The following is a 24,927-nucleotide window of genomic DNA, read 5'->3' on the forward strand; positions in this document are numbered from 1 at the left end:
CCCCCGGCGCCTCAGCCGAGCAGTTCCCACACGACGTTGACGGTGGCGCTGACGCTGGATTCGCCGGCTTCCACGGTGAGCGACTCCACGGCGGCGGCCCGCTGCATTTTCGCTGCCGGGATCGGTGCCGGGTAACCGGTCTGTTGCGTGAGCGAAACAACCTTGCCCAGCGAGGCCCCGGCGAGGGACGCAAAGTGCCCGGCCGTGGTGACGGCATCCTGCCAGGCGGTCTCTCGGGCCCGGGCAGTGACGGCCGCTGGATCGGCGAAACCGAGCTCCAGACCGTTGAGCCGGACATCGTTGCCGCCGGCCGCGACCGCGGCGGCGATGACGTCGGACGATGCCCCCAGCTCCCTGATCCGGACACTCAGCACGCTGGATGCCAGGTAGCCGGAGACAACCTGGCCCCGGCCCTCCTGCCAGTTCACCTCGGCGCGGACGTTCAGTCCCGACGTCGTGATGTCCTGGCCCGCCACACCGTAGCCGCGGAGTGCCGCCGTGACCGCCGCGGAGACCCGGCCCGCCTCGGCGTACGCCGCCCCGACGTCCTCCCGGCGGCACTCGACGCCGATCGAAAGGGTCAGCAGGTCCGGTGCGGCTTCCGCGCTGCCGGATCCGGTGACGGAGATGGTCCTGGGGCTGTCCCTCATGTTATGCCTCGTTCCGCTCGCGGACGGGCGGGCCCGCCCTTCCGGTGTGGTCGTCGCCGCTGTCCAGCTCCGGGTAGCCGCCGGCCTGCAGCCCGGCATGGCGTTCGAAGACGTTGCGGGTGCCCGGGTTGCCGGTCCGGGCCAGGGACCAGCCTGCCGCGAGGAAATACAGCGGCAGGAACGGCAGGCCCAGACACCAGGCGTACTGGGTGCAGTGGCGCTCCTCGTGCCCCAGCAGCACCGGGTTGGCCAGGGCTTCCGCGGGCCCGGCCCGGAAGATCACCACATTGCCGACCGTGAAGGCACCCGCGAAGGGCAGCCGCCAGCGGTACCCGGTGGCAACCAGCAGTCCCCGGGGACCGCGGCGGACGGGGGCGCGGGCGCAGCCGGCCAGCAGCAACCCCAGCGGAGTTGTTGCATTGAGTACGTTGGCCAGCTGCCGCAGCCGTTGTCCCGGCGTCATGAGGCCATGCTAGCCGGGGACCAGCCGGCGGGATACGAAGCACGAAGGATGGAGGAGGATGGGCAGAGGGGCAGGGCCCCGGATGGAGGGGGGCGGGGGTGCCCCTATGTCTTTCGTCAACTGGAACGGTCCGTTCGGGGACGCGTTCGGGCAGTTTCGGATGGTCTGCTCTCTCCCGGCAGTGAATTCCCGGGGTGGCCCTTGTGAACCGGGCAGCACCTGCCCTCTGGCGCAGTGGAGCGTGTCGGCGTAGATTCCGGCCATGGCAAAGGATCCTGTGGAGACGAATCCGGAGAATTACCGCGTGGTATTTGAGAACGATCGGGTACGTGTGCTCGAGTACACGGACAGCCCCGGTCACACGACGACGGAGCACCATCATCCCGACAGTGTGATGATTACGGCCAGCGCTTTCCGGCGCCGGCTTTCCTCGAACGGGAAGACCATTGAGGTGGACTTGCCGGCCGGCGCGGCCCGGTGGATGCCGCACCAGGACCATTCCGGAGAAAACATCGGAGAGACGGACACCCACACGTTTTTCGTTGAGCTCAAGGAAGCCGCTCCGGGTTCGTCCCGCGAACGGGTTGATCATCTGGGGCCCACCGAACCCTAGAACGCGTCGCGGAGCATGGCACAGAGGGTGTCGCAGCGACGGTGCGATGGAGGGAACCCCGAGGGAGGGGAACACCGTCACGTTCGGGCACCTGAGCCCGTTCAACTAGACTGGAGGGGAGTGCCCGCCGGAGCCATTTTGGCGAGCCCTGCCCTTTGTCAACGCGCCGGTCCCTGCACCTCCAAGGTCCTGTCCGCGGTGGCATGAACCGACTCGTAGCTAAGAACAGTAGATGACTGAAACTTTGCCGGGCGCCGGCGTCCCGAATCCCCTGGATGAAGCCGCCATCACCGCCGCCGTAGACCAGGCCGTTGCCGCCATTGCCGCCGCCTCCACGCTCGATGAACTCAAGGCAGTGCGCCTCGCGCACACCGGCGAGAAGTCCGCGCTGAGCCTCGCCAACCGTGAAATCGGCGGGTTGCCGAAGGACCAGAAGGCCGCCGCCGGCAAGCTCATGGGCTCGTCCCGCGGACGCGTCAACAAGGCGCTCGCGGACCGCACGGCCGAGCTCGAAGCCGAGAATGACGCGCGCATCCTCATCGAGGAAACCGTCGACGTCACCGCCGCCCCGCGCCGCCGTCGTGCCGGTGCACGCCACCCGCTGTCCACCCTGCAGGAACGCGTCGCGGACATCTTCGTCGGCATGGGCTGGGAGATCGCCGAAGGCCCCGAAGTCGAGTCCGAGTGGTTCAACTTCGACGCGCTGAACTTCAAGCCCGACCACCCTGCCCGCGAAATGCAGGACACCTTCTTCGTCGAGCCGCCCGAGGCCCACCTGCTGATGCGCACCCACACCTCCCCGGTGCAGGTCCGCTCCATGCTGGAACGCGACGTGCCCATCTACGTGCTGTGCCCCGGCAAGGTCTTCCGCACCGATGAGCTCGACGCCACCCACACTCCGGTGTTCCACCAGTTCGAGGGCCTGGCCATCGACAAGAAGCTCAGCATGGCGGACCTCCGCGGCACCCTGGAGCACTTCGCGCGCCAGATGTTCGGTGACGAGGCCCAGATCCGGCTGCGCCCCAACTATTTTCCGTTCACCGAGCCGTCCGCCGAGCTGGACATCTGGCACCCGGGCGCCAAGGGCGGTCCCGGCTGGATCGAATGGGGCGGCTGCGGCATGGTCAACCCCAATGTGCTCCGCGCCGCGGGCATCGATCCGGACATCTATTCAGGTTTTGCCTTCGGTATGGGCATCGAGCGGACCCTTATGTTCCGCAACGAGGTCGGCGACATGCGCGACATGATCGAGGGCGACGTACGTTTCAGCGAGCACTTCGGGATGGAGATCTAACAGTGCGTATCCCACTTTCCTGGCTGCGTGAATTCGCGCAGGTACCGGCCGGAGCAACGGCCGAAGACGTGATGGCAGACCTGGTCAAGGTCGGCTTTGAAGAAGAAGAAGTCCACCGGCCCACGGACACCCTCCAGGGACCCATCGTGGTGGGCCAGGTCCTGAGCATCGTCAAGGAACCCCAGACCAACGGCAAAACCATCAACTGGTGCCAGGTCCGGGTGGTCCCCGAAGGAGCGCAACAGAGCCTCACCGGGGAGGGCATCGACCCCTCCGGTGTCCAGGGCATCATCTGCGGCGCCCACAACTTCGTGGAAGGCGACAAGGTGGTGGTCACTCTCCCCGGCGCCGTGCTGCCCGGCGACTTCCGCATCTCCGCGCGGAAGACCTACGGCCACCTCTCCGCCGGCATGATCGCCTCCGTGCGCGAGCTCGGGATCGGCGAGGACCACGACGGCATCCTGGTGCTGTCCCGGATCGGGCTGGACCCGGAAATCGGCACCGACGCCATGGAGCTGCTCGGCCTCTACGACCAGGCCGCTGAAATCAATGTCACCCCGGACCGCGGCTACGCATTCTCCATCCGCGGTGTGGCCCGTGAATACGCCCACGCCACCGGCACGTCCTTCACGGACCCGGCGTCGAAGGTCCAGGCACCCGCGGAACTGGCCGGCGGCTACGGCGTCAAGCTCAACGACGACGCCCCGATCTACGGCAAGCCCGGCTGCGACCGCTTTGTGGCCCGCACCGTCCGCGGCGTCGACGCCACGAAGCCGACACCCCCGTGGATGACCTCCCGGCTGCGGCTCGCCGGCATCCGCTCGATCTCGCTGCCCGTGGACATCTCGAACTACGTCATGCTCGAACTCGGCCAGCCCATCCACTGCTACGACCTGGACACGCTGTCCGGCGACATCGTGGTCCGCCGCGCCGTGGCCGGGGAAAAGATCACCACGCTGGACGCCAGGGAACGCGTGCTCGACGTCGAGGACCTCCTCATCACCGACGGTTCCGGTGCGATCGGCATTGCCGGCGTGATGGGCGGCGCCGCCACCGAGGTCTCGGACGCCACCACGAACGTCCTTGTTGAGGCCGCGCACTTCGACGAAGTGTCCATCGCGCGCTCCCGCCGCCGCCACAAGCTCCCGTCCGAGGCTTCCAAGCGCTTCGAACGCGGCGTCGACTGGCAGGTGGCCGGCGTGGCCGCCCAGCGGGTCGTGGACCTCCTGGTCGAGCTCGCCGGCGGCACCGCCGTGGCCGAGGGGACCGACGCCGGAACAGCACCGGACGCCGTCACGGTCGAACTGCCCGCAGGCTTCGCCGCGGAACGGATTGGCATCGACTTCACCGAGGCCCAGATCCTCACCTCGCTCGAGGACCTGGGCGCCGTCGTCGCGAAGAACGACGGCGGGTACCTCGTGACGGCCCCGAGCTGGCGCAACGACCTGGAAACCAAGGAAGACCTCTCCGAGGAGATCGCCCGGCTGGTCGGCTACGACCAGATCCCCGCATCCCTTCCGGTGGCGCCGCCGGGCCGCGGGCTGACCCGCGTCCAGCAGCAGCGCCGCCGCCTGGTGCAGGCCCTGGCCGCGTCAGGCCTCACCGAGGTCCTCGCGTACCCGTTCGTCTCCAAGGCCGCCAATGACGCCTTCGGCGTGCCCACGGAAGGATCGCCGCGCAAGGCGCTCAAACTCGCCAACCCGATCAGCGAGGAGCAGGGCTACCTGCGCACCTCGATCCTGCCGGGCCTGATCGAGGTCGCCAAGCGCAACCACTCGCGCGGTTTCCGCGACCTGGCCCTGTTCGAGGCCGGGCTGGTATTCCTGCCGGGCGACACCCTCGGCACCGCCTCGATTCCGCCGCTTGGCATCAGGCCCAGCGACGAGGTGCTGGACGGCCTGTACGACGGCGTCCCGGACCAGCCGCTGTACCTTGCCGCCGTGCTCACCGGACATGATGCACCGGCCGCCGCCGGCCACGCGCCCCGGGCATGGGACTGGGCGGATGCCCTGGACATCGCCCGGATCGCCGGCGAGGTGCTCGGCGTCGAGATCGTCATCAGCCAGGGCCGGCACCAGGCCTTCCACCCGGGACGGACCGCGCAGCTGGCGCTCCGCACCGGCGAGGTCCTGGGCCATGCCGGCGAGCTGCACCCGAAGCTGCTGGCCGCCCACGATATGCCGGCACGGTCCGTGGCGCTCGAATTCAACGCCGATGCCCTCTTCGGGGCCGCCGCCGACGTGATCGTCGCCCGGCACATCTCCACCTACCCGGTGGCCACCCAGGACGTCGCCCTGGTGGTGCCCCGGGAGGTTCCGGCGGATGAGGTGCTCAGTGCCCTGCGCGAAGGCGCCGGAGAGCTGCTCGAAGACGTCGCACTCTTCGACGAGTACGCGGGCAAGGGTATCGAGGACGGCAAAAAGTCGCTGGCCTTCAGCCTGCGCTTCCGGGCCACAGACCGGACGCTGACCGCCGACGAGGCATCCGCCGCCCGCGAAGGCGCCGTGGCGGTCGCCCACGAGCGCTTCGGAGCAGTCCAACGCTAGAACACGGGGGGCACAGCGGAACACTCGCCGTCGCCGGAATCACCGTCCGGTCCGTTCGTCTTGCCGACGTCGGACCGGACGGTGAGGCGTTCCTTGCTCCGGCGGAACGCGCACGCGCCGCAGGCATCACGGACCCGGCAACCCGGCGGGACTTCCTGGCCGCCCGGATCGCGCTGCGGGATTTCGCTGCCGGGATTCTGGACGTGCGACCCGGGGACCTGACGGCCGCCTACTCCTGCCCGGACTGCGGAACGGGACCGGGGCTTGACCACGGCCGGCCCGGCTATCTGCTGCACGATGCGCCAGCCGGCCTCATCCTGAGCCTGTCCCGCAGCCGCGGCTGGGCCCTGCTGGCCGCAGGCTCGGTCCGGGCCCACGGGGCAGCGGTCGGCATCGACCTGGAGCACAGCTCCGGCGTCGTGTTCCCCGGGTTCGACGACGTGGCCCTCACCCCCGCGGAACGGCAGCTGCTCGCGGCCCTGGCGCCGGACCAGGCGACGCACTGGCGGACAGCCGCCTGGGCCCGCAAGGAAGCACTGCTCAAGGCCCGCGGCACCGGACTGCGGATCGAGCCGGCCTCGGTGGAGGCGTTCCCGGAGCCCGGTGGCATCGACGTCCTCACCGACCTGGACACCGCTGCCCTCGGCCTGCCCGCAGGCTTCGCCGCCGCACTGGCCGTCTTTGGCGCTGCATAGCGGCTGCCGCCCCGCGGTCACTGAGCCATTGAGCCGGTATCGATATTTTTGTCGTAGCCTCCCGATATTCTGCGGGTATGGAAAGCACGGCCTGGAGTGTGGAGAGCAGGGAGGCCCTGGCGGCTGTCGCGGCGTCCGCTGCTGAGTTGGCGGCCTTCACCGGTGCTGACCACGCTGATTCTCCCGGCGCCGATCCGTTGCGGGACGCCGAAGCTGGTCCGCCGTGGGCTGATCCGTTGCGGGATCTGGCGGATGCTTGCCTGGACGGGCTCGCCGGGGTGGCGCGGCTGGAGGCCCGGACCGCGGCACTGAAGGTGCGGCTCGCCGCCGAGTACGTGCAGGCAACCACGGCACTGGCGCCGCCGGCAGTCTCCGCGCAGGACCACACGGTCCAGGAGCTGGCCGTGACCGCGGAGGTCGCCTGTGTCCTGACCGTCAGCGAACGCACCGCCAGCGCCCTGCTGTGCGAGTGCCAGGCACTGACGACTTCGCTGCCGCTGACCCTGGCGGCGCTGCAGGCCGGGACGATCTCCTGGGCCCATGCCCGGATCATCGTGGACGAATCCACGAACCTGGATCCGGCCGGGGCGGCGGCGCTGGAGGCGCACTTCCTGGACCCCGGCGCACCGAACCCGGCCCGCGGGTGCCCGGCCGGGGACCTCGTCCCGGGACGGTTCCGCACCAAGGCACGCACCTGGCGCGAACGCCATCACCCGGTCAGTATCGAGACACGCCACACCAAGTGTGCCGCGGACCGGCGGGTGGAGTTCGTTCCGGACCGGGACGGCATGGCCTGGCTCAACACCTACCTCCCGGCCGGCACCGCCGCGGGGATCTGGGAACGGAGCACCGCCGCCGCCCGTGCCCTCCAGGGCCCGGACGAGGCCCGGACCCTGTCCCAGCTCCGCGCCGATGTTGCCGCCACCTGGCTCCTCACCGGTGGGACCGGCACTGGGGGAGAGGGCGTGTACGGGGGTGTGCCGTCGCCGCGGGCGCAGGTCCTGATCACCGTCCCGGTGATGTCGCTGCTCGGCGCCGGGGAGGAACCGGCCGTCCTGGACGGGCACGGGCCGATCCCGCCGTCCATGGCCCGCCGACTGGTCGCCGGCGGCGCCGGGTCCTTTTACCGGGTCCTGACCGACCCCCGCGACGGGGCGCCGCTGGAAATCGGCCGGACCAGCTACCGCCTCACCACGGCTATGCGCCGCTGGCTGAGCCTGCGCGACGGCCGATGTCCCTTCCCTGGCTGCAGCAACCACTCGTTGGACAACGACGCGGACCATCTCCTGGCCTGGGCCGACGGCGGCACCACCGGGATCTCCAACCTCGGACAGCCGTGCCCGAAACACCACCGGCTCAAACACGGCTCGGCCTGGACACCGGCCGGGGCCAGCAACGACAAACCGCCCGGGTGGACCTCCCCGACGGGGCGGTACTATCCCAGCGAACAGCAGGACTGGGAACCACCCGACTGGCCGCACCATTTCCCGGCCACCGGCACACGTACTGACCCGGGCCTGCCCGCGGATTCAGTGTGGGATCCCAACCTGGAACTGCGCCCGGACCCCGGCCGGGATCCCAACCTGGAACTGCGCCCGGACCCCTTCCCCGTCTGGTACGACTTCACGGCCGCGTGATCGATTCCGCGCAGAAAGGACCCATCCGTCGGGACGGCACTGCGCAGCGTGGTCCCAGCATGCCAAATCCGTCAGGAACCGTTCAGGGGAGCACCTGCTTATCAGCCGCTGAGCGGCAGCGGCGGCAGGGCCTCCTGGTACAGCCACGGGTGCAGCAGTGCCTCCGTGTCGAGGCCGGTCGCGTGGTCCGCGGTGAGGATGAACTGCGGCGTCGAGACGGAGCCATACCGGTTCTGGCTGGTCCATTCATGCAGCAGGGAGAAGAACGCCAGGTCGCCGCAGCGCAGCCGCAGGGCATGCAGCGCCAGGGCGCCGCGCTTGTACACCCGGTCATCGAACATCAGCTCCGGCCCGGGGTCGCCCACAAGCAGGTCCTGCCTGCCGATGTTCAGCTTCCGCCACGCGCTGGCGGCCCGGCGCGCGATCGTCATCACGCCGGCCTCCTCGGACCAGATCCATTCCGCGTAGCAGGCAAATCCCTCGTGCAGCCAGATGTCTTTCCACGAGGCCACCGTCAGCGAGTTGCCAAACCACTGGTGGGACAACTCGTGGGCGATGAGCCGCTGGGACTCCCAGTCCTGCTTCAGATGGTTGGGGCCGAAGATGGACAGGCTCTGCGCCTCCAGCGGGATCTCCAGCTCGTCGCCCGCCACCACGGCCGTGTACTCAGCGAAAGGGTACGGGCCGAAGCAGTCGATGAAAGTGCGCATCATCCGGGGCTGCCGCGCCAGTCCCGCCCGGGCCGCGTCCGCCAGCGCAGACGGGACGGCCGCGTACTGGGGCACCTGCGTGGCAGCGCTGACGGGGTTGAGGGCCAGGAGTTCGTAGCGGCCGATCTGGACGGTGGCGAGGTACGTGGCCATGGGCTCGGATTGCTCATAGACCCAGGTCTCGCGGCTGGACCGGCTGGTGCGGGCGATCAGGATCCCGTTGCATACGGCCCGGTAGTTCGCATCCGTGGTCACCGAGATCCGGTAACTGGCTTTGTCGAGCGGGTGGTCATTGCAGGGAAACCAGGACGGTGCACCGTTCGGCTGGCCCGCCACGAGGACACCGTCGGTCAGCTCCTCCCAGCCCACTTCGCCCCATAAGCCGCGGCGGGGAGTGGGGTTGCCCTCGTAGCGGATGTCCAGGGTGAATTCCTCACCGGGCAGCAGGGCGGCATCGGGGACGATGACGAGCTGGTCGGCGCGCTGGCTGAACTTCCGCACCCGCCGCCCGCTGAGCTGTACCTTGGTGGCACGGAGCCCGGTCAGGTCCAGTACGATGGCCGACGTCGGGCGTTGCGTCACGGCATGCACCAAAGCACGCCCGTTCAGGCGGTTGCTGCTGAGCTTGTAATCCAGCTCGAGTTCATAGCGGGTCACCCTATAGGCATCCGTGCCATGACCCGGCAGGTAAGGATCGGGGGAGACTGCCGCTTCGTCCGCGGACAGGCCGCTGCCGGCGCCCGCGGCGGCCGCCGAACTCAGGGGAATGGAACTCATCAAACCGGCTCTCGGGATTGCAGGTGCAGGACGAACGGTGCGGGGCTACTTCGGCTTTGGGGCCGGCACCGCCGGCCCGCCCCACGGGCTCACCGGATTCCCCATCCAGTAGCTCGCGGCGGGCACTGTCTCACCCCGCATCACCAGTGATGCCGGTCCCACGGTGCCGCCCGTGCCAATCCGGGCCTGCGGGAGGATGACTCCGTGCGGTCCCATCGTTGCCCCGTCATCGAGCGTAACAGTGTCGATGCTCATGACGCGGTCGTGGAAGAGATGGGTCTGGACCACGCAGCCGCGGTTGACCGTGGAATTCCGGCCCAGGGTCACAAGGTCCGCCTCAGGAAGCCAGTAGCTTTCGCACCACGTGCCCGTGCCGATCTTTGCGCCGAGGGCCCGCAGCCACCAGACCAGGGCCGGGGTCCCGGTGGCCGAGCGTGCGAACCAGGGCGCGCTGACCATTTCGATGAACGTGTCCACGACCTCGTTGCGCCAGATGAAGGAGCTCCACAGCGGATGTTCTCCGGGCCGGATGCGCCCTACCAGCAGCCATTTCGCCATCACGGCGCTGCCCGCCGCCGCGGCGCCGGCGAACAGGATCACGACGCCGCCCAGAAGTGCCGCGATGCCGTAGTTGAACACCGTAGCGAGCCAGTCGAAGGCAAGGAGGACGCCGGCGGCGACCGCGACCGTCGCCACGACGGGGACAAAGCGGCAGATCTCCCACAGCGCGCGGGCAATCTTGAGCTTCAGCGGCGGCTCGTAGGTCCTCGTGTCGTCGGAGGCGATGGCGGTGCGCCGAAGCCGGACCGGCGGGCTGCCCAGCCAGGACGTCCCGGACTTCGCCTTCGAGGGGGTCGCCGAGAGCACCGCCACGAGGGAGTTCTTGGGCACGCTGCGGCCGGCCGCGGTCATGCCGGAGTTGCCCAGGAAGGAGCGTTTGCCGATCTTGGCAGGGGCGATCCGCAACCAGCCGCCGTCGAGCTCGTAGGAGGCCACCATCGTGTCGTCGGCCAGGAAGGCGCCTTCGCCCACGGTGGTCATCTTGGGGATCAGCAGGACCGTGGAAGCCTCCACGTTCTTGCCGATCCTGGCGCCCAGCAGGCGCAGCCAGACGGGCGTGAAGAGACTGGCGTAAATGGGGAAGAGCAGGTCACGGGCCAGGTCCAGGACCCGTTCGGTGGCCCAGACCTGCCAGCCGATCCGGCTCCGCACCCGGTAGTACCCTTCCGCCAGCCCCAGCCCGAGGAGCCGGGTGGTGAGCAGGATCAGCACGAGGTTGGACAGGAACCAGACCAGGGCCGCCAGCGGCAGGGACAGCAGGAGCTGCGGCAGCGCGGCGGTCAGCGAGGCGCTGCCCCGGATGAAGACAAAGACCACGAGGGTCGCGGCGGCGGCCGAAAAGTAGGGAATCATGGCCAGGGCGGCCGAAGCGGTGGCGAAGCCGGCAAACCAGAGCCGGCCGATCAGCCGGTTTTCCGGGGGAGTTTCCGGCAAGGTGTGTTTGGCCTTGCCGCGCCGCTCGGCCGGGGACCCGGCAACGAGTTGCCCGGCCTTCACCTTGCCCAGCACGGCCGAGCCGGGTTCCACCCTGGCTCCGGCGCCGATCGTGGCGCCGGGCATCAGGGTGCTGCGGGCGCCGACAGTTGCGCCGGGCCCGATACGGATGGCACCGATGTGGACGATGTCGCCGTCGATCCACCAGCCGGACAGATCGACCTCGGGCTCGACGTTGCAGCCGCTGCCGAGAGAGAGCAGGCCGGTGACGGGCGGCAGCGAGTGGAGCTGGACGTCGTCGCCGATCTTCGCCCCGAGGGCCCGGGCGTAGTACGGCACCCACGGGGCGCTGGCCAGGCTCACCGCGCCGGCCAGGTCCTGGATCTGCTCCGCCAGCCAGAGGCGCAGGTGCACCCGGCCGGACCGCGGGTACGTACCCGGCACCACCTTGCGCAGCAGCAGCCGCGCGGCGGCGATGGAGATCAGCATCCGGCCCGCAGGACTGACGAACACGAGCCAGGAGACGCCCACCCACCACCACGAGACCGTGGGCGCCGCCGTGAAGCCGGCAAGGGATGCGAGCAGGTTGTTCCCCGCCATCAGGTACGTCAGCCAGCGCATGCCGACCAGGATGTGCAGCGGAACGCCCATCAGGGTCTGGAAGACCTGTGACTTGCGGGCCGTGGGCCGGACCGTGCGTTCCGGGGCCGGGCCCGCCCCGCCCTCGGGCAGCGACTGGCGTGCGGTGTCGATGAGCGCCCCGACCCGGGGAGTGGCGTAGATGTCGGCCACCGTGATGGTGGGGTAGCGCACGCGCAGGGCGGAGACGAGCTGCGCGGCGGCGAGGGACCCGCCGCCGTAAGCGAAGAAATCAGCATCCAGGTTGGACACGGCGCTGCCGAGCACCGCGCTCCACTGCTCCACGATCCAGGCCGCATCGTCCGGGAGGTTCAGCGGGGCGGCAGCGGAGTCGGCGGCGCCGGCCCCCGCCAGCGGCCACGGCAGGGCGAGCCGGTCGACTTTTCCGCTGGTCTTGGTGGGCAGCGAATCGACCACGGTCAGGAGCGGGATCAGGGCAGCCGGCAGGCTTCCGCCGAGGAGCCCGCGGGCGGCCGCCAGGTCGAGATCCCGGCCGCCGGCGGGGGACAGGTAACCGACGAGGATCTGGTTTCCGGCCGCCGTCGTCTGCACGGTTGCGGCCGCGCCGGCCACATCGGGCAGTGCCTGCAGGGCGGCGTCGATCTCGCCCAGCTCGATCCGGCGCCCGCCCAGCTTGATCTGTTCGTCGGCGCGGCCCTGGAAGATCAGCCCCGCGGCCTCGTATCTGACCAGGTCGCCGGAGCGGTAGGCGCGCGTCCAGCCGAGTGACGGCATGGGGGCAAATTTCTCGGCGTCCTTGGCCGGGTCCAGGTACCGGGCCAGGCCGACGCCGCCGATGATCAGTTCGCCGATTTCCCCTTCGGCGACCGGCAGGGAGTCGGCGTCCACGACCGCGAGGTCCCAGCCGTCCAGCGGCAGGCCGATCCGGACCGGTCCGGGACCGCCCAGCGGCGCAGCGCAGGCGACGACGGTGGCCTCGGTGGGGCCGTAGGTGTTCCAGACCTCGCGGCCTTCGACGGCGAGCCGTTCGGCGAGGTCCGGCGGGCACGCCTCGCCACCGAAAATCAGCAGCCGGACGCTCTCCAGGGACTCCGCCGGCCACAGCGCGGCCAGGGTGGGAACGGTGGACACAATGGTGATGCCGTGGCTGATCAGCCAGGGGCCGAGGTCCATGCCGGTCCGGACCAGGGCCCGCGGCGCCGGGACCAGGCAGGCGCCGTGCCGCCAGGCAAGCCACATCTCCTCGCAGGAGGCGTCGAAGGCCACCGACAGCCCGGCCAGGACACGGTCCTGCGGGCCAGCCGGTTCGTCCTGGAGGAAGATCCGGGCCTCGGCGTCGACGAAGGCCGCCGAGGAACGGTGCTGCACTGCGACGCCCTTGGGGGTTCCGGTGGAGCCGGAGGTGAAGATGACCCAGGCGTCGTCGTCCGGGCCGGGCAGCCGCGGAGCCGGGAACGGGCGGGGCCGCTGGCCCTCCGTCACGATCTCCCCGGAGCCGCGCAACGTGCCGGCGACGCGGGCTTCGCCGAACACCAGCCTGGCGCGCTCTTCCGGGTCGTCGGCGTCCACCGGGACGTATGCCGCCCCGATGAGGAGCACCGCCAGGATGGCGATGTAGAGCTGGTTGGTGCCGGAGGGAATCCGGACGCCGATCTTGTCCCCGGCCCCCAGCCCGGCGCGGTGCAGCTCCCGCGCCTTGGCCCGGACCGCCGTCAGCAGTTGGGCATAGCTGAGCGACTGGTGGCCGTCGTCGAGGGCGGAGGCATCCGGGAAGCGCGCGGCCGTGTCCTGCAGGATGTCAACGAGCGTCCGCTCCGGCGGTGCGGCCGGCGACCCTGGAAGTTGCGCCTGGAAGACCGGGCTGACGGTGGCGAGCGCCTGCGGGAGGCCGCTGCGTTGGGGTTGCTGTTGTTGCTCAGTCACAAGGGAATCTTCTTCGGCCTAGGTGAACGGATGGTGTCCGGCGTCGCTTTGTGTTAATACTCCGCTTCTGTCCGGTCATTCGCACGCTATTTCCCCGGCGTGGTCACTGCTGCCGGGAAACAGGGATCTACGGAACCAGGATGACCTTGCCGGTGGTGCGCCGCTGCTCCAGGGCGTCGTGGGCCTGGGCCGCCTCGGCCAGGTCGTAGCGCGCGCCAATCCGGACCTTGAGGCTTCCGTTGGCCACCGCCGCGAAGAGTTCGTCCGAGCGCCAGCGGCGCTCTTGGGCGTTGCGCAGGAAATGGACGATTGTTGGCCGGGTCAGGTACAGCGAGCCCCCGGCGTTGAGCCGCTGCGGGTCGACCGGCGGCACCGGCCCGGACGCGGCACCGAAGAGCACCAGCGTGCCGCGGATGCGCAGGGCGTCGAGGGAACCGTCGAAGGTATCCTTCCCGACGCCGTCGTACACGACGTCCGCGCCGGCCCCGTCCGTCAGTTCACGCACCCTGGCGGCGAAACCGTCGTAGCGCAGCACATGGTCGGCGCCGGCCCCGCGGGCCAGCTGCTCCTTGTCGTCGGAGGAGACGGTGGTGATGACGCGCGCGCCCCGGGCCTTGAGCAGCTGGATCAGCAGGAGCCCGACTCCGCCGGCTCCGGCATGCAGCAGCACGGTGTGGCCGGGCTCGACTTTGAAGGAGGAATTGATCAGGTAGTGCGCGGTGATGCCCTGCAGCGGCAGCGCAGCGGCCGTGAAGTCGTCCACGCCGGAGGGGACCGGCAGCGCTTTGTCCTCATCGATCAGGGCGTAGCCGGCATAGCAGTTGACGCCTTCAGCCGTGGCGACCCGGTCGCCCCGGGAAAAGCCGGACACGCCGTCGCCGAGTTCCTCCACGGTGCCCGAGGCCTCCGAGCCGGGGGTGAAGGGGTATCCCACCGTGTAGCTGCCGCTGCGCTTGTAGGTGTCGATGAAGTTCACTCCGATGGCGGCGACCTTCACCAGCAGCTGGCCGGGACCCGGAACCGGGCGCTCCACCTGGGCTAGTGTGAGGACCTCGGGGCCCCCGGCCTCGCGGGCGACGATTGCATGCATCCTGTGTCTCCTTGCCTGGGCAGGAGGATCCGCCATGAATCTCCTGGCTGGATTTCCGGCCGTATGTTTCGGACTGAATATTTCCGGACTGAGTACGTCCGGGCCCGGACTTCCCGGCCCGCATCCTGCACCCATCCTAGGGACACTGGCGCCAACGATGAAGTGACGGCCGGTATCCGGCCGTCACTTCGGGTCAAACAGGAAAGTCACGGCCCGGGCGGGAGGCCTCCGCGGAACCGCGCCGCCGCTTAGTAGCGGCGGGTGACGGTGGCCATCGGGCACTCGAAGTGGCGCCCGGCCGAGAGGCCGACGTCGTTGAGGTAGCGGACGATGATGCCGTAGGACTGCATCAGCGTGGTTTCGGTGTAGGGAACCTGGTGCTTCGCGCAGAACTCGCGGACGATCACGGCGGCCTTGTCGAGCTGCGGCCGGGCCATGTCCGGGAAGAGGTGGTGCTCGGCCTGGCGGTTGAGGCCGCCGAGCAGGATGTCCATAAAGCGGCCGCCGGAGATGTTCCGGGACGTCAGGACCTGGCGGCTGAAGAAGTCCACACGGCTGTCGGCCGGCAGGACCGGCATGCCCTTGTGGTTCGGGGCGAAGGAGGCTCCCATGTAGAAACCGAAGACGGCGAGCTGGACCGCGATGAACGCGAGTGCCATGCCCCAGGGCAGGAAGGTGAAGGCGAGCACCGGGAGCAGGCTCAGGCGGACCACGAGGATCGGGATCTCAACCCAGCGGTGCGTGACCTTGGCGCGCTGGAAGATGAACTTAATCGAATCGATCTGCAGGCCCAGGCCCACGAGGAACAGGAGCGGGAAGAAGAACCAGCCCTGCTTGCGGGTGAGGAACGAAAGCCGGCCCTGCCGGGTGGCGGCGGCTTCCGGGAAGAAGGCGATGGCGCCGGTGGCGATATCCGGGTCCTTGGAGATGACATTCGGGTGGTTGTGGTGTGCGCCGTGCTTCTGCTCCCACCAGGAGTAGCTGATCCCGGCGACCGAGGTGGCCAGCAGCCGCGCGGCCCAGTCGTTGGCGCGGCGGGAGGCGAAGATCTGGCGGTGTCCGGCCTCGTGGGCCAGGAAGCTCAACTGGGTGCAAAGGATGCCCAGGGCGGCGGCGATGAGGAGCTGGAACCAGCTGTCGCCGATCACGGCGAAGCCGAACCAGGTGGCCGTCATCAGGAGGACCAGAACAAAGAACACCGTGATGTAGAAGCCGACGCGGCGTTCCAGCAGGCCTGCGGCCTTGACGGTCTTCAGGAGTTCCGAGTAGCTCAGGACAACGGCGTTGGGCTGGCGGACGCGCGATTTCGGTCGCTCCGGCATGGCAGTGGTGGGGGTCATGGAGCGCATGCCTCGTAACTGTTGCGGGCAACGCTGCGTCCGACACTCGGACTGCACGGTCTGGATCACCCTTTTGCCAAGCATACGCCTGGGCTGCGCTGCCCTCCCGAATCAGAAGGGCCTTCCGCGGGCGGAAGGTCCGGTGGAAGGCGGGGCGGAAGGTCCGTCGGGATCTTTCGGGGCCCCGTCCGGACACGAAACAGTGGATGCATAAATATCGGCATCTATGCATACTCTTGCTGTATAGTCGGTGCTATGACTATTTCTGTTGCCGTCTCCGGCGCAAGCGGTTATGCCGGCGGCGAGGTGCTGCGGCTCCTCGCCGGCCACCCTGGCGTCACGATCGGCGCCATCACGGCCCACAGCAACGCCGGTTCCAGACTAGGGGAATTGCAGCCCCATCTCCACGGTCTGGCCAGCCGCATCCTCGAAGACACGACGGTGGCGAACCTGTCCGGGCACGACGTCGTGTTCCTGGCCCTGCCGCACGGTGCCTCCGCGGAGATCGCGGCGCAACTGCCGGCCCGCACCCTCGTCATCGACGCCGGCGCCGACCACCGGCTGGAGGATGCCGCCGCCTGGGAGAAGTTCTACGGCTCCCCGCACGCAGGGACCTGGCCGTACGGGCTGCCGGAGTTTCCCGGCCAGCGCGAGGCGCTCCGCGGCGCGAAACGGATCGCCGTCCCGGGCTGCTACCCGACGTCGGCCCTGCTGGCCCTCACCCCGGGCTTCAGCAACCACCTGTTGCAGGCGGACGACGTCGTTATCGTTTCCGCCTCCGGCACCTCCGGGGCCGGCAAGGCCGCCAAAGTAAACCTGATCGGCGCCGAGGTCATGGGCTCGATGAGCCCGTACGGCGTCGGCGGCGGACACCGGCACACCCCCGAGATCGAACAGGGACTGTCCAAGGCCCTGAACGCGCCGGTCACCGTGTCCTTCACGCCCACGCTGGCCCCCATGAGCCGGGGAATCCTCACCACCGCCACGGCGAAGGTGCGGCCGGGCGTCACCGGGGAGGAACTCCGCCGCGCCTGGATGGAGGCCTACGACGACGAGCCGTTCGTGCACCTGCTGCCCGAAGGCCGCTGGCCCTCCACGAAGTCCGTGCAGGGGTCCAACCACGCCGTGATGCAGCTGGCGCTCGACGCGCACACCGGCCGCGTGATCGTCACGTGCGCCATCGACAACCTGACCAAGGGGACCGCCGGCGGAGCCGTGCAGTCCATGAACATTGCCCTCGGCCTGGCGGAAACCGCCGGCCTCGATCTGCAGGGAGTCGCACCATGAGCATCACCGTCCCCCAGGGATTCCGCGCCGCCGGAGTCACCGCCGGCCTCAAGACCTCCGGCAACCCGGACCTGGCCCTCGTGGTCAACGACGGCCCCGGGAAGGCCGCCGCGGCCGTGTTTACCTCCAACCGGGTGGCCGCAGCCCCCGTGCACTGGTCCCGCGAGGTCATCAAGGACGGACGCGTGGACGCCGTCATCCTGAACTCCGGCGGAGCCAACGCCTGCACCGGCCCGGAGGGTTTCCAGAACACGCACACCACCGCCGAGAAGACCGCCGAGGCGCTCGGCGCCTCCGCCACCGACGTCTTCGTCTGCTCCACCGGCCTGATCGGCGAGCAGCTCCCGATGGACAAGATCCTCGCCGGGATCGGCGCCGCCACGGCAGCGCTCAGCACCGACGGCGGACCCGACGCTGCCACCGCGATCATGACCACGGACTCGGTGCCCAAGCAGGCGGTCTTCACCGGTACCGATGCCGACGGCAAGGAGTTCACCATCGGCGGCATGGCCAAGGGCGCCGGCATGCTCGCACCCGGGCTCGCCACCATGCTGGTGGTCCTCACCACGGACGCGGATGTCCCGCCGGAGATGCTCGACGTTGTGCTCCGCGACGCCACCCGGGTCACCTTTGACCGGGCGGACTCGGATGGCTGCATGTCCACGAATGACACCGTGGTGCTGCTCGCCTCCGCGGCCTCCGGCGCCGTGCCCTCCGCCGGCGACTTCGGCAAGGGACTGACGCAGGTCTGTGCGGAACTGGCCCGCAAGCTGATCGGCGACGCCGAGGGCGCCAGCCACGACATCGCGATCCGCACGTTCAACGCCGCCAGCGAAAAGGACGCCGAAGTGGTCAGCCGCGCCGTCGCCCGCTCCAATCTTTTCAAGGCCGCGATCTTCGGCAAGGACCCCAACTGGGGCCGGGTGCTCTCCGCCGTCGGAACCACCGACGCCGCCTTCGAACCCGACCAGCTCAACGTGTCCATGAACGGCGTGCAGATCTGCCGCAACGGCAGCATCGGCGACGACCGCGGCCTCGTGGACCTGGAACCCCGCGAGGTCCTGGTCGACATCGACCTCCAGGCCGGCGACGCCGAGGCCACGATCTGGACCAACGACCTCACCCACGAGTACGTCCAGGAAAACAGCGCCTACTCCAGCTAGGCAGTTCCGGAAGGGACGAACGAACATGAACACCCAGACCCGCGAGACCACCTCCACGTCCGATGCCCAGGGCAAAGCCGGCACCCTGATCGAGGCCCTGCCCTGGATCCAGCGCTTTGCCGGCACCACCATGGTGATCAAGTACGGTGGCAACGCCATGGTCAATGACGAGCTCCGCCGCGCTTTCGCCGAAGACGTCGTCTTCCTGCACCACGTCGGGATCCACCCCGTGGTGGTGCACGGCGGGGGCCCGCAGATCAACGCCATGCTCAGCCGGCTCGGCATCGAATCGGAGTTCAAGGGCGGGCTGCGGGTCACCACGCCCGAGGCCATGGACGTGGTCCGCATGGTCCTCACCGGCCAGGTCGGCCGCGAGCTCGTCGGCCTGATCAACTCCCACGGCCCCTACGCCGTGGGGATGTCCGGCGAGGACGGCGGCCTGCTCCGCGCGGTCCGGACCGGCACCGTCGTGGACGGCGAAGAGGTGGACCTGGGCCTGGTCGGCGAAGTGATCGGCGTGAATCCCGAGGGAATCCTGGACATCGTCGCGGCCGGGCGGATCCCGGTGATCTCCACGGTGGCCCCGGAAATCTTCGAGGACGGCAGCGGGGATCCGGGGGCAAAGCAGGCGCAGACCACCGGCCAGGTGCTGAACGTCAACGCGGACACCGCCGCCGCGGCACTGGCCGAAGCCCTCGGCGCCTCGAAGCTGGTGATCCTCACTGACGTCGAGGGGCTCTTCGCCAACTGGCCGGACCGCTCCTCGCTGGTTTCCTCGCTCACCGTGTCGGAACTGCGGGAACTGCTGCCGCGCCTGGAGTCGGGGATGATCCCGAAGATGGAGGCCTGCCTCAAGGCCGTGGAGGGCGGCGTCGAACGCGCGCACATTGTCGACGGCAGGCTGCCGCACTCGATGCTCCTGGAAACCTTCACGACGGCGGGCATCGGCACCCAGGTCGTCCCGGACGAGGACAACAAATGAACCAGCTGGAAAAGTCCCCCGAACTCAGCGAAATCGTCGGGAACAGCGGCCCCGGCACGGGAGCCGACTGGCTCTCCCGCTACTCGTCCTCGCTGCTGGGCGTCTTCGGCACCCCGCAGCGGGTCCTGGTCCGCGGCGCCGGCTGCCTCGTCTGGGACGCCGACGGCAAGGAATACCTGGACCTCCTCGGCGGGATCGCGGTCAACGCCCTGGGCCACGCGCATCCCTTTGTCACCTCGGTGATCTCCAGCCAGCTCGCCACCCTGGGCCACGTTTCGAATTTCTTCACGAGCCCCACCCAGATCGCGCTGGCCGAGAAGCTGCTGGAGATCACCAGGGCCCCGGCCGGGTCCAAGGTGTTTTTCGCCAACTCCGGCACCGAAGCCGTCGAGGCCGCCTTCAAGCTGGCGCGGCGCAACAACGGCGCCGGCCATGCCGGAGCCGGGGAGGGTACAGCCAAGCCGCGGAACCGGATCATCGCACTTGAAGGCGCCTTCCACGGCCGCACGATGGGCGCCCTGGCGCTCACCTCGAAGGAAGCCTACCGGGCGCCGTTCGCCCCGCTGCCCGGCGGCGTCGAACACATACCCTTCGGCGACATCGATGCCCTCCGCGCCGCGGTGGACGACACCGTCGCCGCGGTCTTCCTCGAACCGATCCAGGGCGAGGCCGGGGTCCGGCCGCTGCCCGCCGGCTACTTGCGGGCGGCCCGGGAGGCCACCAGCGCGGCCGGTGCCCTGCTGATCCTGGACGAGGTCCAGACCGGCATCGGCCGCACCGGCAAGTGGCTCGCGAGCGGGGACGCCGGGATTGTCCCCGACGCCGTGACCCTCGCCAAGGGCCTCGGCGGCGGCTTCCCGATCGGCGCCCTCGTCACCTACGGCCCGGACACGTCCGCCCTGCTGACCGCCGGCCAGCACGGGACCACGTTCGGCGGCAACCCTGTCGCCACCGCCGCGGCGCTGGCCACCCTGCACGTGCTGGAAAACCAGCAGGTCCTGGGCCACGTCCGGGAGGTGGGGGAGCACCTGCGGGCCGGCCTCGCCACGGTCGACGGCGTCACCGAGGTCCGTGGCGAAGGGCTCCTGATCGGCTTCGATCTGGACGCCGACGTCGCCCCGGCCGTCGTGACCGCCGGCCTGACGGCGGGCTTCATCGTCAATAGCCCCGGCCCGCACACCATCCGCCTCGCACCGCCGCTGATCCTCACCACCGAACAGGCCGACCGCTTCCTCGCGGCCCTGCCCGCCCTGCTCCAGACCGCAAAGGACGCCCAGTGACAGCCCCTGAATTTTCGACGAGCCGGACCCGCCACTTCCTCAAGGACACGGACCTCACCCCGGCCGAGCAGGCCGAGGTCCTGGACCTCGCCGTGCGGATGAAGGCCGCCCCCTACAGCGTGCAGCCCTTCGCCGCGGAAGGCAGCGGGCGCAAGACCGTCGCCGTGATCTTCGACAAGACCTCCACCCGGACGCGGGTGTCCTTCGCCGCCGGCGTCGCCGCCATGGGCGGCAACGCGCTGATCATCAACCCGGGCGAGGCACAGATCGGCCACAAGGAATCGGTGGAGGATTCTGCCAAGGTCCTGGAGCGCATGGTGTCCACCATCGTCTGGCGCACCGGTGCCCACTCCGGGCTCGTGGCCATGGCCGAAAACTCCCGCGTGCCGGTCATCAACGCCCTGTGCGATGACTACCACCCCTGCCAGCTCCTCGCGGACCTGCTCACCGTCAAGGAACACAAGGGCGACCTGGCGGGCCTGACCATGAGCTACCTCGGCGACTCCGCCAACAACATGGCCAACTCCTACCTGCTGGCCGGCGTCACCGCCGGCATGCATGTCCGCATCGCCGGCCCGGACGGCTACCTGCCGTCCCCGGCCATCATCGCGGCGGCCGAAGACCGTGCAGCGGAGACCGGCGGCTCGGTGCTCGTCACCGTGGACGCCGTCGAGGCGTTGCTCGGCGCCGACGTCGTCGCCACCGACACCTGGGTGTCCATGGGCCAGGAGGACGAGAAGGAAGCCCGGCTGCAGCTGTTCCGCAGCTATGCCGTGGACGAGGCCGCGATGAAACTCGCGGCGCCGGACGCCGTCGTGCTGCACTGCCTGCCCGCCTACCGCGGCTACGAGATCGCGGCGGCCGTGATCGACGGCCCGCAGTCCGTCGTCTGGGACGAGGCCGAGAACCGGCTGCACGCCCAGAAGGCCCTCATGGCGTGGCTGATGCACCGCTCCGGCCTCGCCGTTGTTGAAGGACTCGGATAGTGTCCGTCCACCCCGCCCCGGCGGGGGCCAGTCCGGCCACCAAAACGGCCCGGCAGGCGCGGATCACCGCGATCCTCACCGGTGAGTCGGTCCGCTCGCAGGCCGAACTGGCGGCGCTGCTCGCGGACGACGGCGTCCAGGTCACCCAGGCCACGCTGTCCCGGGACCTGGTGGAGCTGGGCGCGGTGCGGGTGCGCGGCAAGGACGGCGTGCTCGTCTACGCGGTGCCGGGGGAGGGCGGGGAACGCGCGGCCAAGAGCGGCGTCACCCAGGAGATCCTCGACGCGCGGCTGGCCCGGCTCTGCGGGGAACTGCTGGTCAGCGCCGAAGCGTCCGCGAACATTGTGGTGCTCCGGACGCCGCCCGGTGCGGCCAACTTCCTCGCCCTGTCCATCGACCACTCCGTGATGCCCTCGATCCTCGGCACCATCGCCGGGGACGACACCGTGCTGCTGGTCACCCGCGATCCGCTCGGCGGGGCCGGCGTGGCCGCCCGCTTCCTGCAGCTCGCCGAGGAAGCCGGCACCGGCTGAGAGCGCCCGGCCTGAAGATTGGGCCTGCCACCGGGATGTGACAGGCTTTCAGTAGACAAGCTTTTACCCCGAATATTTTCCCCAAACAACTAAGGAGCATAACAAGTGACTGAGCGTATTGTGCTGGCCTACTCCGGTGGCCTGGATACTTCCGTAGCCATCGGCTGGATCGGTGAAGCGACCGGCGCCGAGGTTATCGCCGTGGCGGTCGACGTCGGACAGGGCGGCGAGTCGCTGGAGACGATCCGCCAGCGTGCCCTGGGCTGCGGCGCCGTCGAGGCCTACGTGGCCGACGCGTCCGACGAATTCGCCGAGGAATACTGCATGCCCGCGCTGAAGGCCAACGCCCTCTACCAGGGCCACTACCCGCTGGTCTCCGCGATCTCGCGCCCGGTGATCGTCAAGCACCTCGTCAAGGCCGCCCGCGAGTTCGGCGCCACCACGGTGGCCCACGGCTGCACCGGCAAGGGCAACGACCAGGTCCGCTTCGAAGTCGGGATCCAGACCCTCGGCCCGGACCTGAAGTGCATCGCCCCGGTCCGCGACCTCGCCCTGACCCGTGACAAGGCCATCGCCTTCGCCGAGGAAAAGGGGCTGCCGATCGAGACCACCAAGAAGAACCCGTACTCGATTGACCAGAACGTCTGGGGCCGCGCCGTCGAGACCGGCTACCTCGAGGACATCTGGAACGCCCCCACCAAGGACATCTACGACTACACCGCGACCCCGGAATTTCCCCCGGCCCCGGACGAGGTCACCATCTCCTTCGAGGCCGGCATCCCGGTCGCGATCGACGGCGTCAGGGTCACCCCGCTGCAGGCCATCAAGGAACTCAACCGCCGCGCCGGCGCCCAGGGCGTCGGCCGCATCGACGTCGTCGAGGACCGCCTCGTCGGCATCAAGTCCCGCGAGGTCTACGAGGCACCGGGAGCCATGGCGCTCATCACCGCGCACAAGCACCTCGAGGACATCACGGTGGAGCGCGAGCAGGCCCGCTTCAAGGCCACCGTCGGCCAGCGCTGGTCCGAGCTGGTCTACGACGGCCAGTGGTTCTCGCCGCTCAAGCGCTCCCTCGATGCCTTCATCGAGGACACGCAGCGCTACGTCACCGGTGACATCCGCATGATGCTGCACGGCGGCCAGGCGGTCGTCAACGGACGCCGCTCCGGGACCTCGCTCTACGACTTCGACCTCGCCACCTACGACACCGGCGACACCTTCGACCAGTCGATGGCGCGCGGCTTCATCGAGCTGTGGGGGATGTCCGCCAAGGTGGCCTCCGGCCGCGACATCCGCGTCGCCGGAAAGTAGCCCGCGTGGTTGAGAAGACTCCGAAGATGGGCCCACGAGCGCAGGGGTCCCCGGCCGAGCGAAGCGAGGCCGGGGGGCGCTCGGGGACGAATGCGGGTGCACTGTGGGGCGGCCGGTTCGCCGGCGGCCCCGCGGACGCCCTCGCCGCACTGAGCAAGTCCACGCACTTTGACTGGCGGCTGGCCCGCTACGACATCGCCGGGTCCATGGCGCATGCCCGTGTGCTGCACAAGGCCGGGCTGCTCGACGACGCCGAGCTCGAGGGCATGCTGGACGCCCTGGGCCGGCTGGATACGGACGTCGCTTCCGGAGCCTACCTGCCGGCGGAGTCCGATGAGGACGTGCACGGCTCGCTGGAACGCGGACTGATCGAGCGCGCCGGCACCCAGCTCGGCGGCAAGCTCCGCGCGGGCCGCTCCCGCAACGACCAGGTGGCCACGCTGGGCCGGATGTTCCTGCGCGACCACGCCCGGATCATCGCCCGCGGCGTGCTCGCCACGATCGATGCGCTCGTGGAGCAGGCCAAGGCGCACCAGGGGGTGGCCATGCCCGGCCGCACCCACCTGCAGCACGCCCAGCCGGTGCTGCTCAGCCACCACCTGCTGGCCCACGCCTGGGCGCTGCTGCGTGATGTGCAGCGGTTTGCGGACTGGGACAAGCGCGCCGGCGTCTCGCCGTACGGCTCCGGTGCCCTCGCGGGCTCCTCGCTGGGCCTGGACCCGGAGGCGGTGGCCGCGGAACTGGGCTTCTTCTCCGCCACGCACAACTCGATCGACGGCACCGCCTCCCGCGATGTCTTCGCCGAGTTCGCGTGGATCACGGCCATGATCGGCGTGGATCTCTCCCGCGTGTCGGAGGAAGTCATCCTGTGGGCCACCAAGGAGTTCTCCTTCGTCACCCTGCACGATTCCTACTCCACCGGCTCCTCGATCATGCCGCAGAAAAAGAACCCGGACGTGGCGGAGCTGGCACGCGGAAAGGCCGGCCGGCTGATCGGCAACCTGACCGGGCTGCTGGCGACCCTGAAGGGGCTGCCGCTCGCGTACAACCGCGACCTCCAGGAGGACAAGGAACCGGTCTTCGACGCCGCCGACACGCTGGAGGTCCTGCTCCCGGCAGTCTCCGGCATGATCTCGACGTTGACGTTCAACACCGAACGGATGGAGTCCCTGGCTCCGCAGGGCTTCGCACTGGCCACGGACATTGCCGAATGGCTGGTCCGCCAGGGCGTTCCGTTCCGCGAGGCGCACGAGCTCTCCGGTGCCGCGGTCAAGCAGGCCGAAAGCCGCGGCGTCGAACTCTGGGACCTCAAGGATGAGGAATACGCCGCGATCTCGGAGCACCTGACGCCGGAGGTCCGCACGGTCCTGTCCACCGAAGGCTCGCTGAACAGCCGGAACTCCCAGGGCGGCACCGCACCGGCCGCCGTCGAGCGCCAGCTGCTGGCCCTCGAGGGCGAGCTCGCCGCCGCCCGCGGGTACGCGGGGTAGCCTTTCGCCGGGCGGTCCCGGCAGGCCCGGCCACCAATGGCCGGGCCTGCCGGGACTTTCTTC

General features: G+C 69.5%; 19 protein-coding genes. 13 read left to right on the forward strand and 6 right to left on the reverse strand.

Translation table 11 applies throughout. The annotated features are described in order from the left end of the window. Positions 1-11 precede the first annotated feature (11 nt). Together ACZYX4_RS05225 and ACZYX4_RS05230 are read right to left on the reverse strand one after the other, a co-directional pair. Complete coding sequence (locus ACZYX4_RS05225; protein WP_463874221.1) at positions 12-650, reverse strand: SIMPL domain-containing protein; 639 nt, start codon at positions 648-650, stop codon at positions 12-14. Position 651: 1 nt separating this feature from the next. Then, positions 652-1,113: a hypothetical protein gene (locus ACZYX4_RS05230; protein ID WP_463874223.1), complete on the reverse strand. Its 462-nt coding sequence runs from the start codon at positions 1,111-1,113 to the stop codon at positions 652-654. A gap of 262 nt (positions 1,114-1,375) precedes the next feature. Between ACZYX4_RS05230 and ACZYX4_RS05235 the strand changes: the two genes are divergently transcribed. From ACZYX4_RS05235 to ACZYX4_RS05255, 5 genes are all read left to right on the forward strand, one after another. Then, entirely contained in the window at positions 1,376-1,726 is a 351-nt protein-coding gene (locus tag ACZYX4_RS05235) for a cytoplasmic protein (RefSeq protein WP_463874224.1), read from the forward strand. A gap of 232 nt (positions 1,727-1,958) precedes the next feature. Further along, positions 1,959-3,020, forward strand: coding sequence for a phenylalanine--tRNA ligase subunit alpha (gene pheS / locus ACZYX4_RS05240; RefSeq protein ID WP_463874225.1), 1,062 nt, complete (start codon positions 1,959-1,961; stop codon positions 3,018-3,020). Between the two features lie 2 nt (positions 3,021-3,022). Next, complete coding sequence (gene pheT / locus ACZYX4_RS05245) at positions 3,023-5,566, forward strand: phenylalanine--tRNA ligase subunit beta (protein ID WP_463874226.1); 2,544 nt, start codon at positions 3,023-3,025, stop codon at positions 5,564-5,566. 203 nt (positions 5,567-5,769) lie between these two features. Then, positions 5,770-6,261, forward strand: a complete 492-nt coding sequence (locus ACZYX4_RS05250; RefSeq protein WP_463874227.1) for a 4'-phosphopantetheinyl transferase family protein — start codon at positions 5,770-5,772, stop codon at positions 6,259-6,261. A 77-nt stretch (positions 6,262-6,338) separates the two neighbouring features. Beyond that, complete coding sequence (locus tag ACZYX4_RS05255; protein WP_463874228.1) at positions 6,339-7,898, forward strand: HNH endonuclease signature motif containing protein; 1,560 nt, start codon at positions 6,339-6,341, stop codon at positions 7,896-7,898. Positions 7,899-7,999: 101 nt separating this feature from the next. Here ACZYX4_RS05255 and ACZYX4_RS05260 read toward each other — a convergent pair whose 3' ends face one another. From ACZYX4_RS05260 to ACZYX4_RS05275, 4 genes are all read right to left on the reverse strand, one after another. Beyond that, a complete protein-coding gene (locus tag ACZYX4_RS05260; RefSeq protein ID WP_463874230.1) occupies positions 8,000-9,385 on the reverse strand; it encodes a M1 family metallopeptidase in 1,386 nt (461 codons plus the stop codon). Positions 9,386-9,430: 45 nt separating this feature from the next. Continuing rightward, a complete protein-coding gene (locus tag ACZYX4_RS05265) occupies positions 9,431-13,402 on the reverse strand; it encodes a Pls/PosA family non-ribosomal peptide synthetase (RefSeq protein ID WP_463874231.1) in 3,972 nt (1,323 codons plus the stop codon). A 127-nt stretch (positions 13,403-13,529) separates the two neighbouring features. After that, complete coding sequence (locus tag ACZYX4_RS05270) at positions 13,530-14,492, reverse strand: quinone oxidoreductase family protein (RefSeq protein ID WP_463874233.1); 963 nt, start codon at positions 14,490-14,492, stop codon at positions 13,530-13,532. 248 nt (positions 14,493-14,740) lie between these two features. Further along, entirely contained in the window at positions 14,741-15,832 is a 1,092-nt protein-coding gene (locus ACZYX4_RS05275; RefSeq protein ID WP_463874235.1) for a fatty acid desaturase family protein, read from the reverse strand. 255 nt (positions 15,833-16,087) lie between these two features. Between ACZYX4_RS05275 and argC the strand changes: the two genes are divergently transcribed. The 8 genes from argC (at position 16,088) to argH (ending at position 24,864) form a co-directional block, all read left to right on the forward strand. Continuing rightward, entirely contained in the window at positions 16,088-17,119 is a 1,032-nt protein-coding gene (argC, locus tag ACZYX4_RS05280) for an N-acetyl-gamma-glutamyl-phosphate reductase (protein WP_463874237.1), read from the forward strand. Continuing rightward, a complete protein-coding gene (gene argJ, locus ACZYX4_RS05285; protein ID WP_463874238.1) occupies positions 17,116-18,282 on the forward strand; it encodes a bifunctional glutamate N-acetyltransferase/amino-acid acetyltransferase ArgJ in 1,167 nt (388 codons plus the stop codon). The genes argC and argJ overlap by 4 nt, the downstream gene beginning before the upstream one ends. A 25-nt stretch (positions 18,283-18,307) precedes the next feature. Then, positions 18,308-19,264 (forward strand): acetylglutamate kinase, encoded by a 957-nt coding sequence (gene argB / locus ACZYX4_RS05290; RefSeq protein ID WP_463874239.1) that lies wholly within the window; start codon positions 18,308-18,310, stop codon positions 19,262-19,264. Further along, positions 19,261-20,544 (forward strand): acetylornithine transaminase, encoded by a 1,284-nt coding sequence (locus ACZYX4_RS05295; RefSeq protein WP_463874241.1) that lies wholly within the window; start codon positions 19,261-19,263, stop codon positions 20,542-20,544. The genes argB and ACZYX4_RS05295 overlap by 4 nt, the downstream gene beginning before the upstream one ends. Then, positions 20,541-21,530 (forward strand): ornithine carbamoyltransferase, encoded by a 990-nt coding sequence (argF, locus tag ACZYX4_RS05300; RefSeq protein WP_463874242.1) that lies wholly within the window; start codon positions 20,541-20,543, stop codon positions 21,528-21,530. Before ACZYX4_RS05295 ends, argF begins: the two co-directional genes overlap by 4 nt. Beyond that, on the forward strand, positions 21,530-22,063 hold the full coding sequence (locus ACZYX4_RS05305; RefSeq protein ID WP_463874244.1) for an arginine repressor: 534 nt from the start codon (positions 21,530-21,532) through the stop codon (positions 22,061-22,063). The genes argF and ACZYX4_RS05305 overlap by 1 nt, the downstream gene beginning before the upstream one ends. A gap of 105 nt (positions 22,064-22,168) precedes the next feature. Then, positions 22,169-23,374, forward strand: coding sequence for an argininosuccinate synthase (locus ACZYX4_RS05310; protein WP_463874246.1), 1,206 nt, complete (start codon positions 22,169-22,171; stop codon positions 23,372-23,374). Between the two features lie 26 nt (positions 23,375-23,400). Continuing rightward, positions 23,401-24,864: an argininosuccinate lyase gene (gene argH / locus ACZYX4_RS05315; protein WP_463874248.1), complete on the forward strand. Its 1,464-nt coding sequence runs from the start codon at positions 23,401-23,403 to the stop codon at positions 24,862-24,864. The last annotated feature ends 63 nt before the right edge of the window (positions 24,865-24,927 follow it).

Source organism: Pseudarthrobacter leeuwenhoeki, assembly GCF_055412885.1.

Excerpts from the sequence above, each read along its gene's own strand:
- ACZYX4_RS05225 (WP_463874221.1), bottom strand. The coding sequence starts at position 650 with ATGAGGGACAGCCCCAGGACCATCTCCGTCACCGGATCCGGCAGCGCG.
- ACZYX4_RS05230 (WP_463874223.1), bottom strand. The coding sequence starts at position 1,113 with ATGACGCCGGGACAACGGCTGCGGCAGCTGGCCAACGTACTCAATGCA.
- ACZYX4_RS05235 (WP_463874224.1), top strand. The coding sequence starts at position 1,376 with ATGGCAAAGGATCCTGTGGAGACGAATCCGGAGAATTACCGCGTGGTA.
- pheS (WP_463874225.1), top strand. The coding sequence starts at position 1,959 with ATGACTGAAACTTTGCCGGGCGCCGGCGTCCCGAATCCCCTGGATGAA.
- ACZYX4_RS05255 (WP_463874228.1), top strand. The coding sequence starts at position 6,339 with ATGGAAAGCACGGCCTGGAGTGTGGAGAGCAGGGAGGCCCTGGCGGCT.
- ACZYX4_RS05260 (WP_463874230.1), bottom strand. The coding sequence starts at position 9,385 with ATGAGTTCCATTCCCCTGAGTTCGGCGGCCGCCGCGGGCGCCGGCAGC.
- ACZYX4_RS05270 (WP_463874233.1), bottom strand. The coding sequence starts at position 14,492 with ATGCATGCAATCGTCGCCCGCGAGGCCGGGGGCCCCGAGGTCCTCACA.
- ACZYX4_RS05275 (WP_463874235.1), bottom strand. The coding sequence starts at position 15,832 with ATGACCCCCACCACTGCCATGCCGGAGCGACCGAAATCGCGCGTCCGC.
- argC (WP_463874237.1), top strand. The coding sequence starts at position 16,088 with ATGACTATTTCTGTTGCCGTCTCCGGCGCAAGCGGTTATGCCGGCGGC.
- argJ (WP_463874238.1), top strand. The coding sequence starts at position 17,116 with ATGAGCATCACCGTCCCCCAGGGATTCCGCGCCGCCGGAGTCACCGCC.
- argB (WP_463874239.1), top strand. The coding sequence starts at position 18,308 with ATGAACACCCAGACCCGCGAGACCACCTCCACGTCCGATGCCCAGGGC.
- ACZYX4_RS05295 (WP_463874241.1), top strand. The coding sequence starts at position 19,261 with ATGAACCAGCTGGAAAAGTCCCCCGAACTCAGCGAAATCGTCGGGAAC.
- argH (WP_463874248.1), top strand. The coding sequence starts at position 23,401 with ATGGGCCCACGAGCGCAGGGGTCCCCGGCCGAGCGAAGCGAGGCCGGG.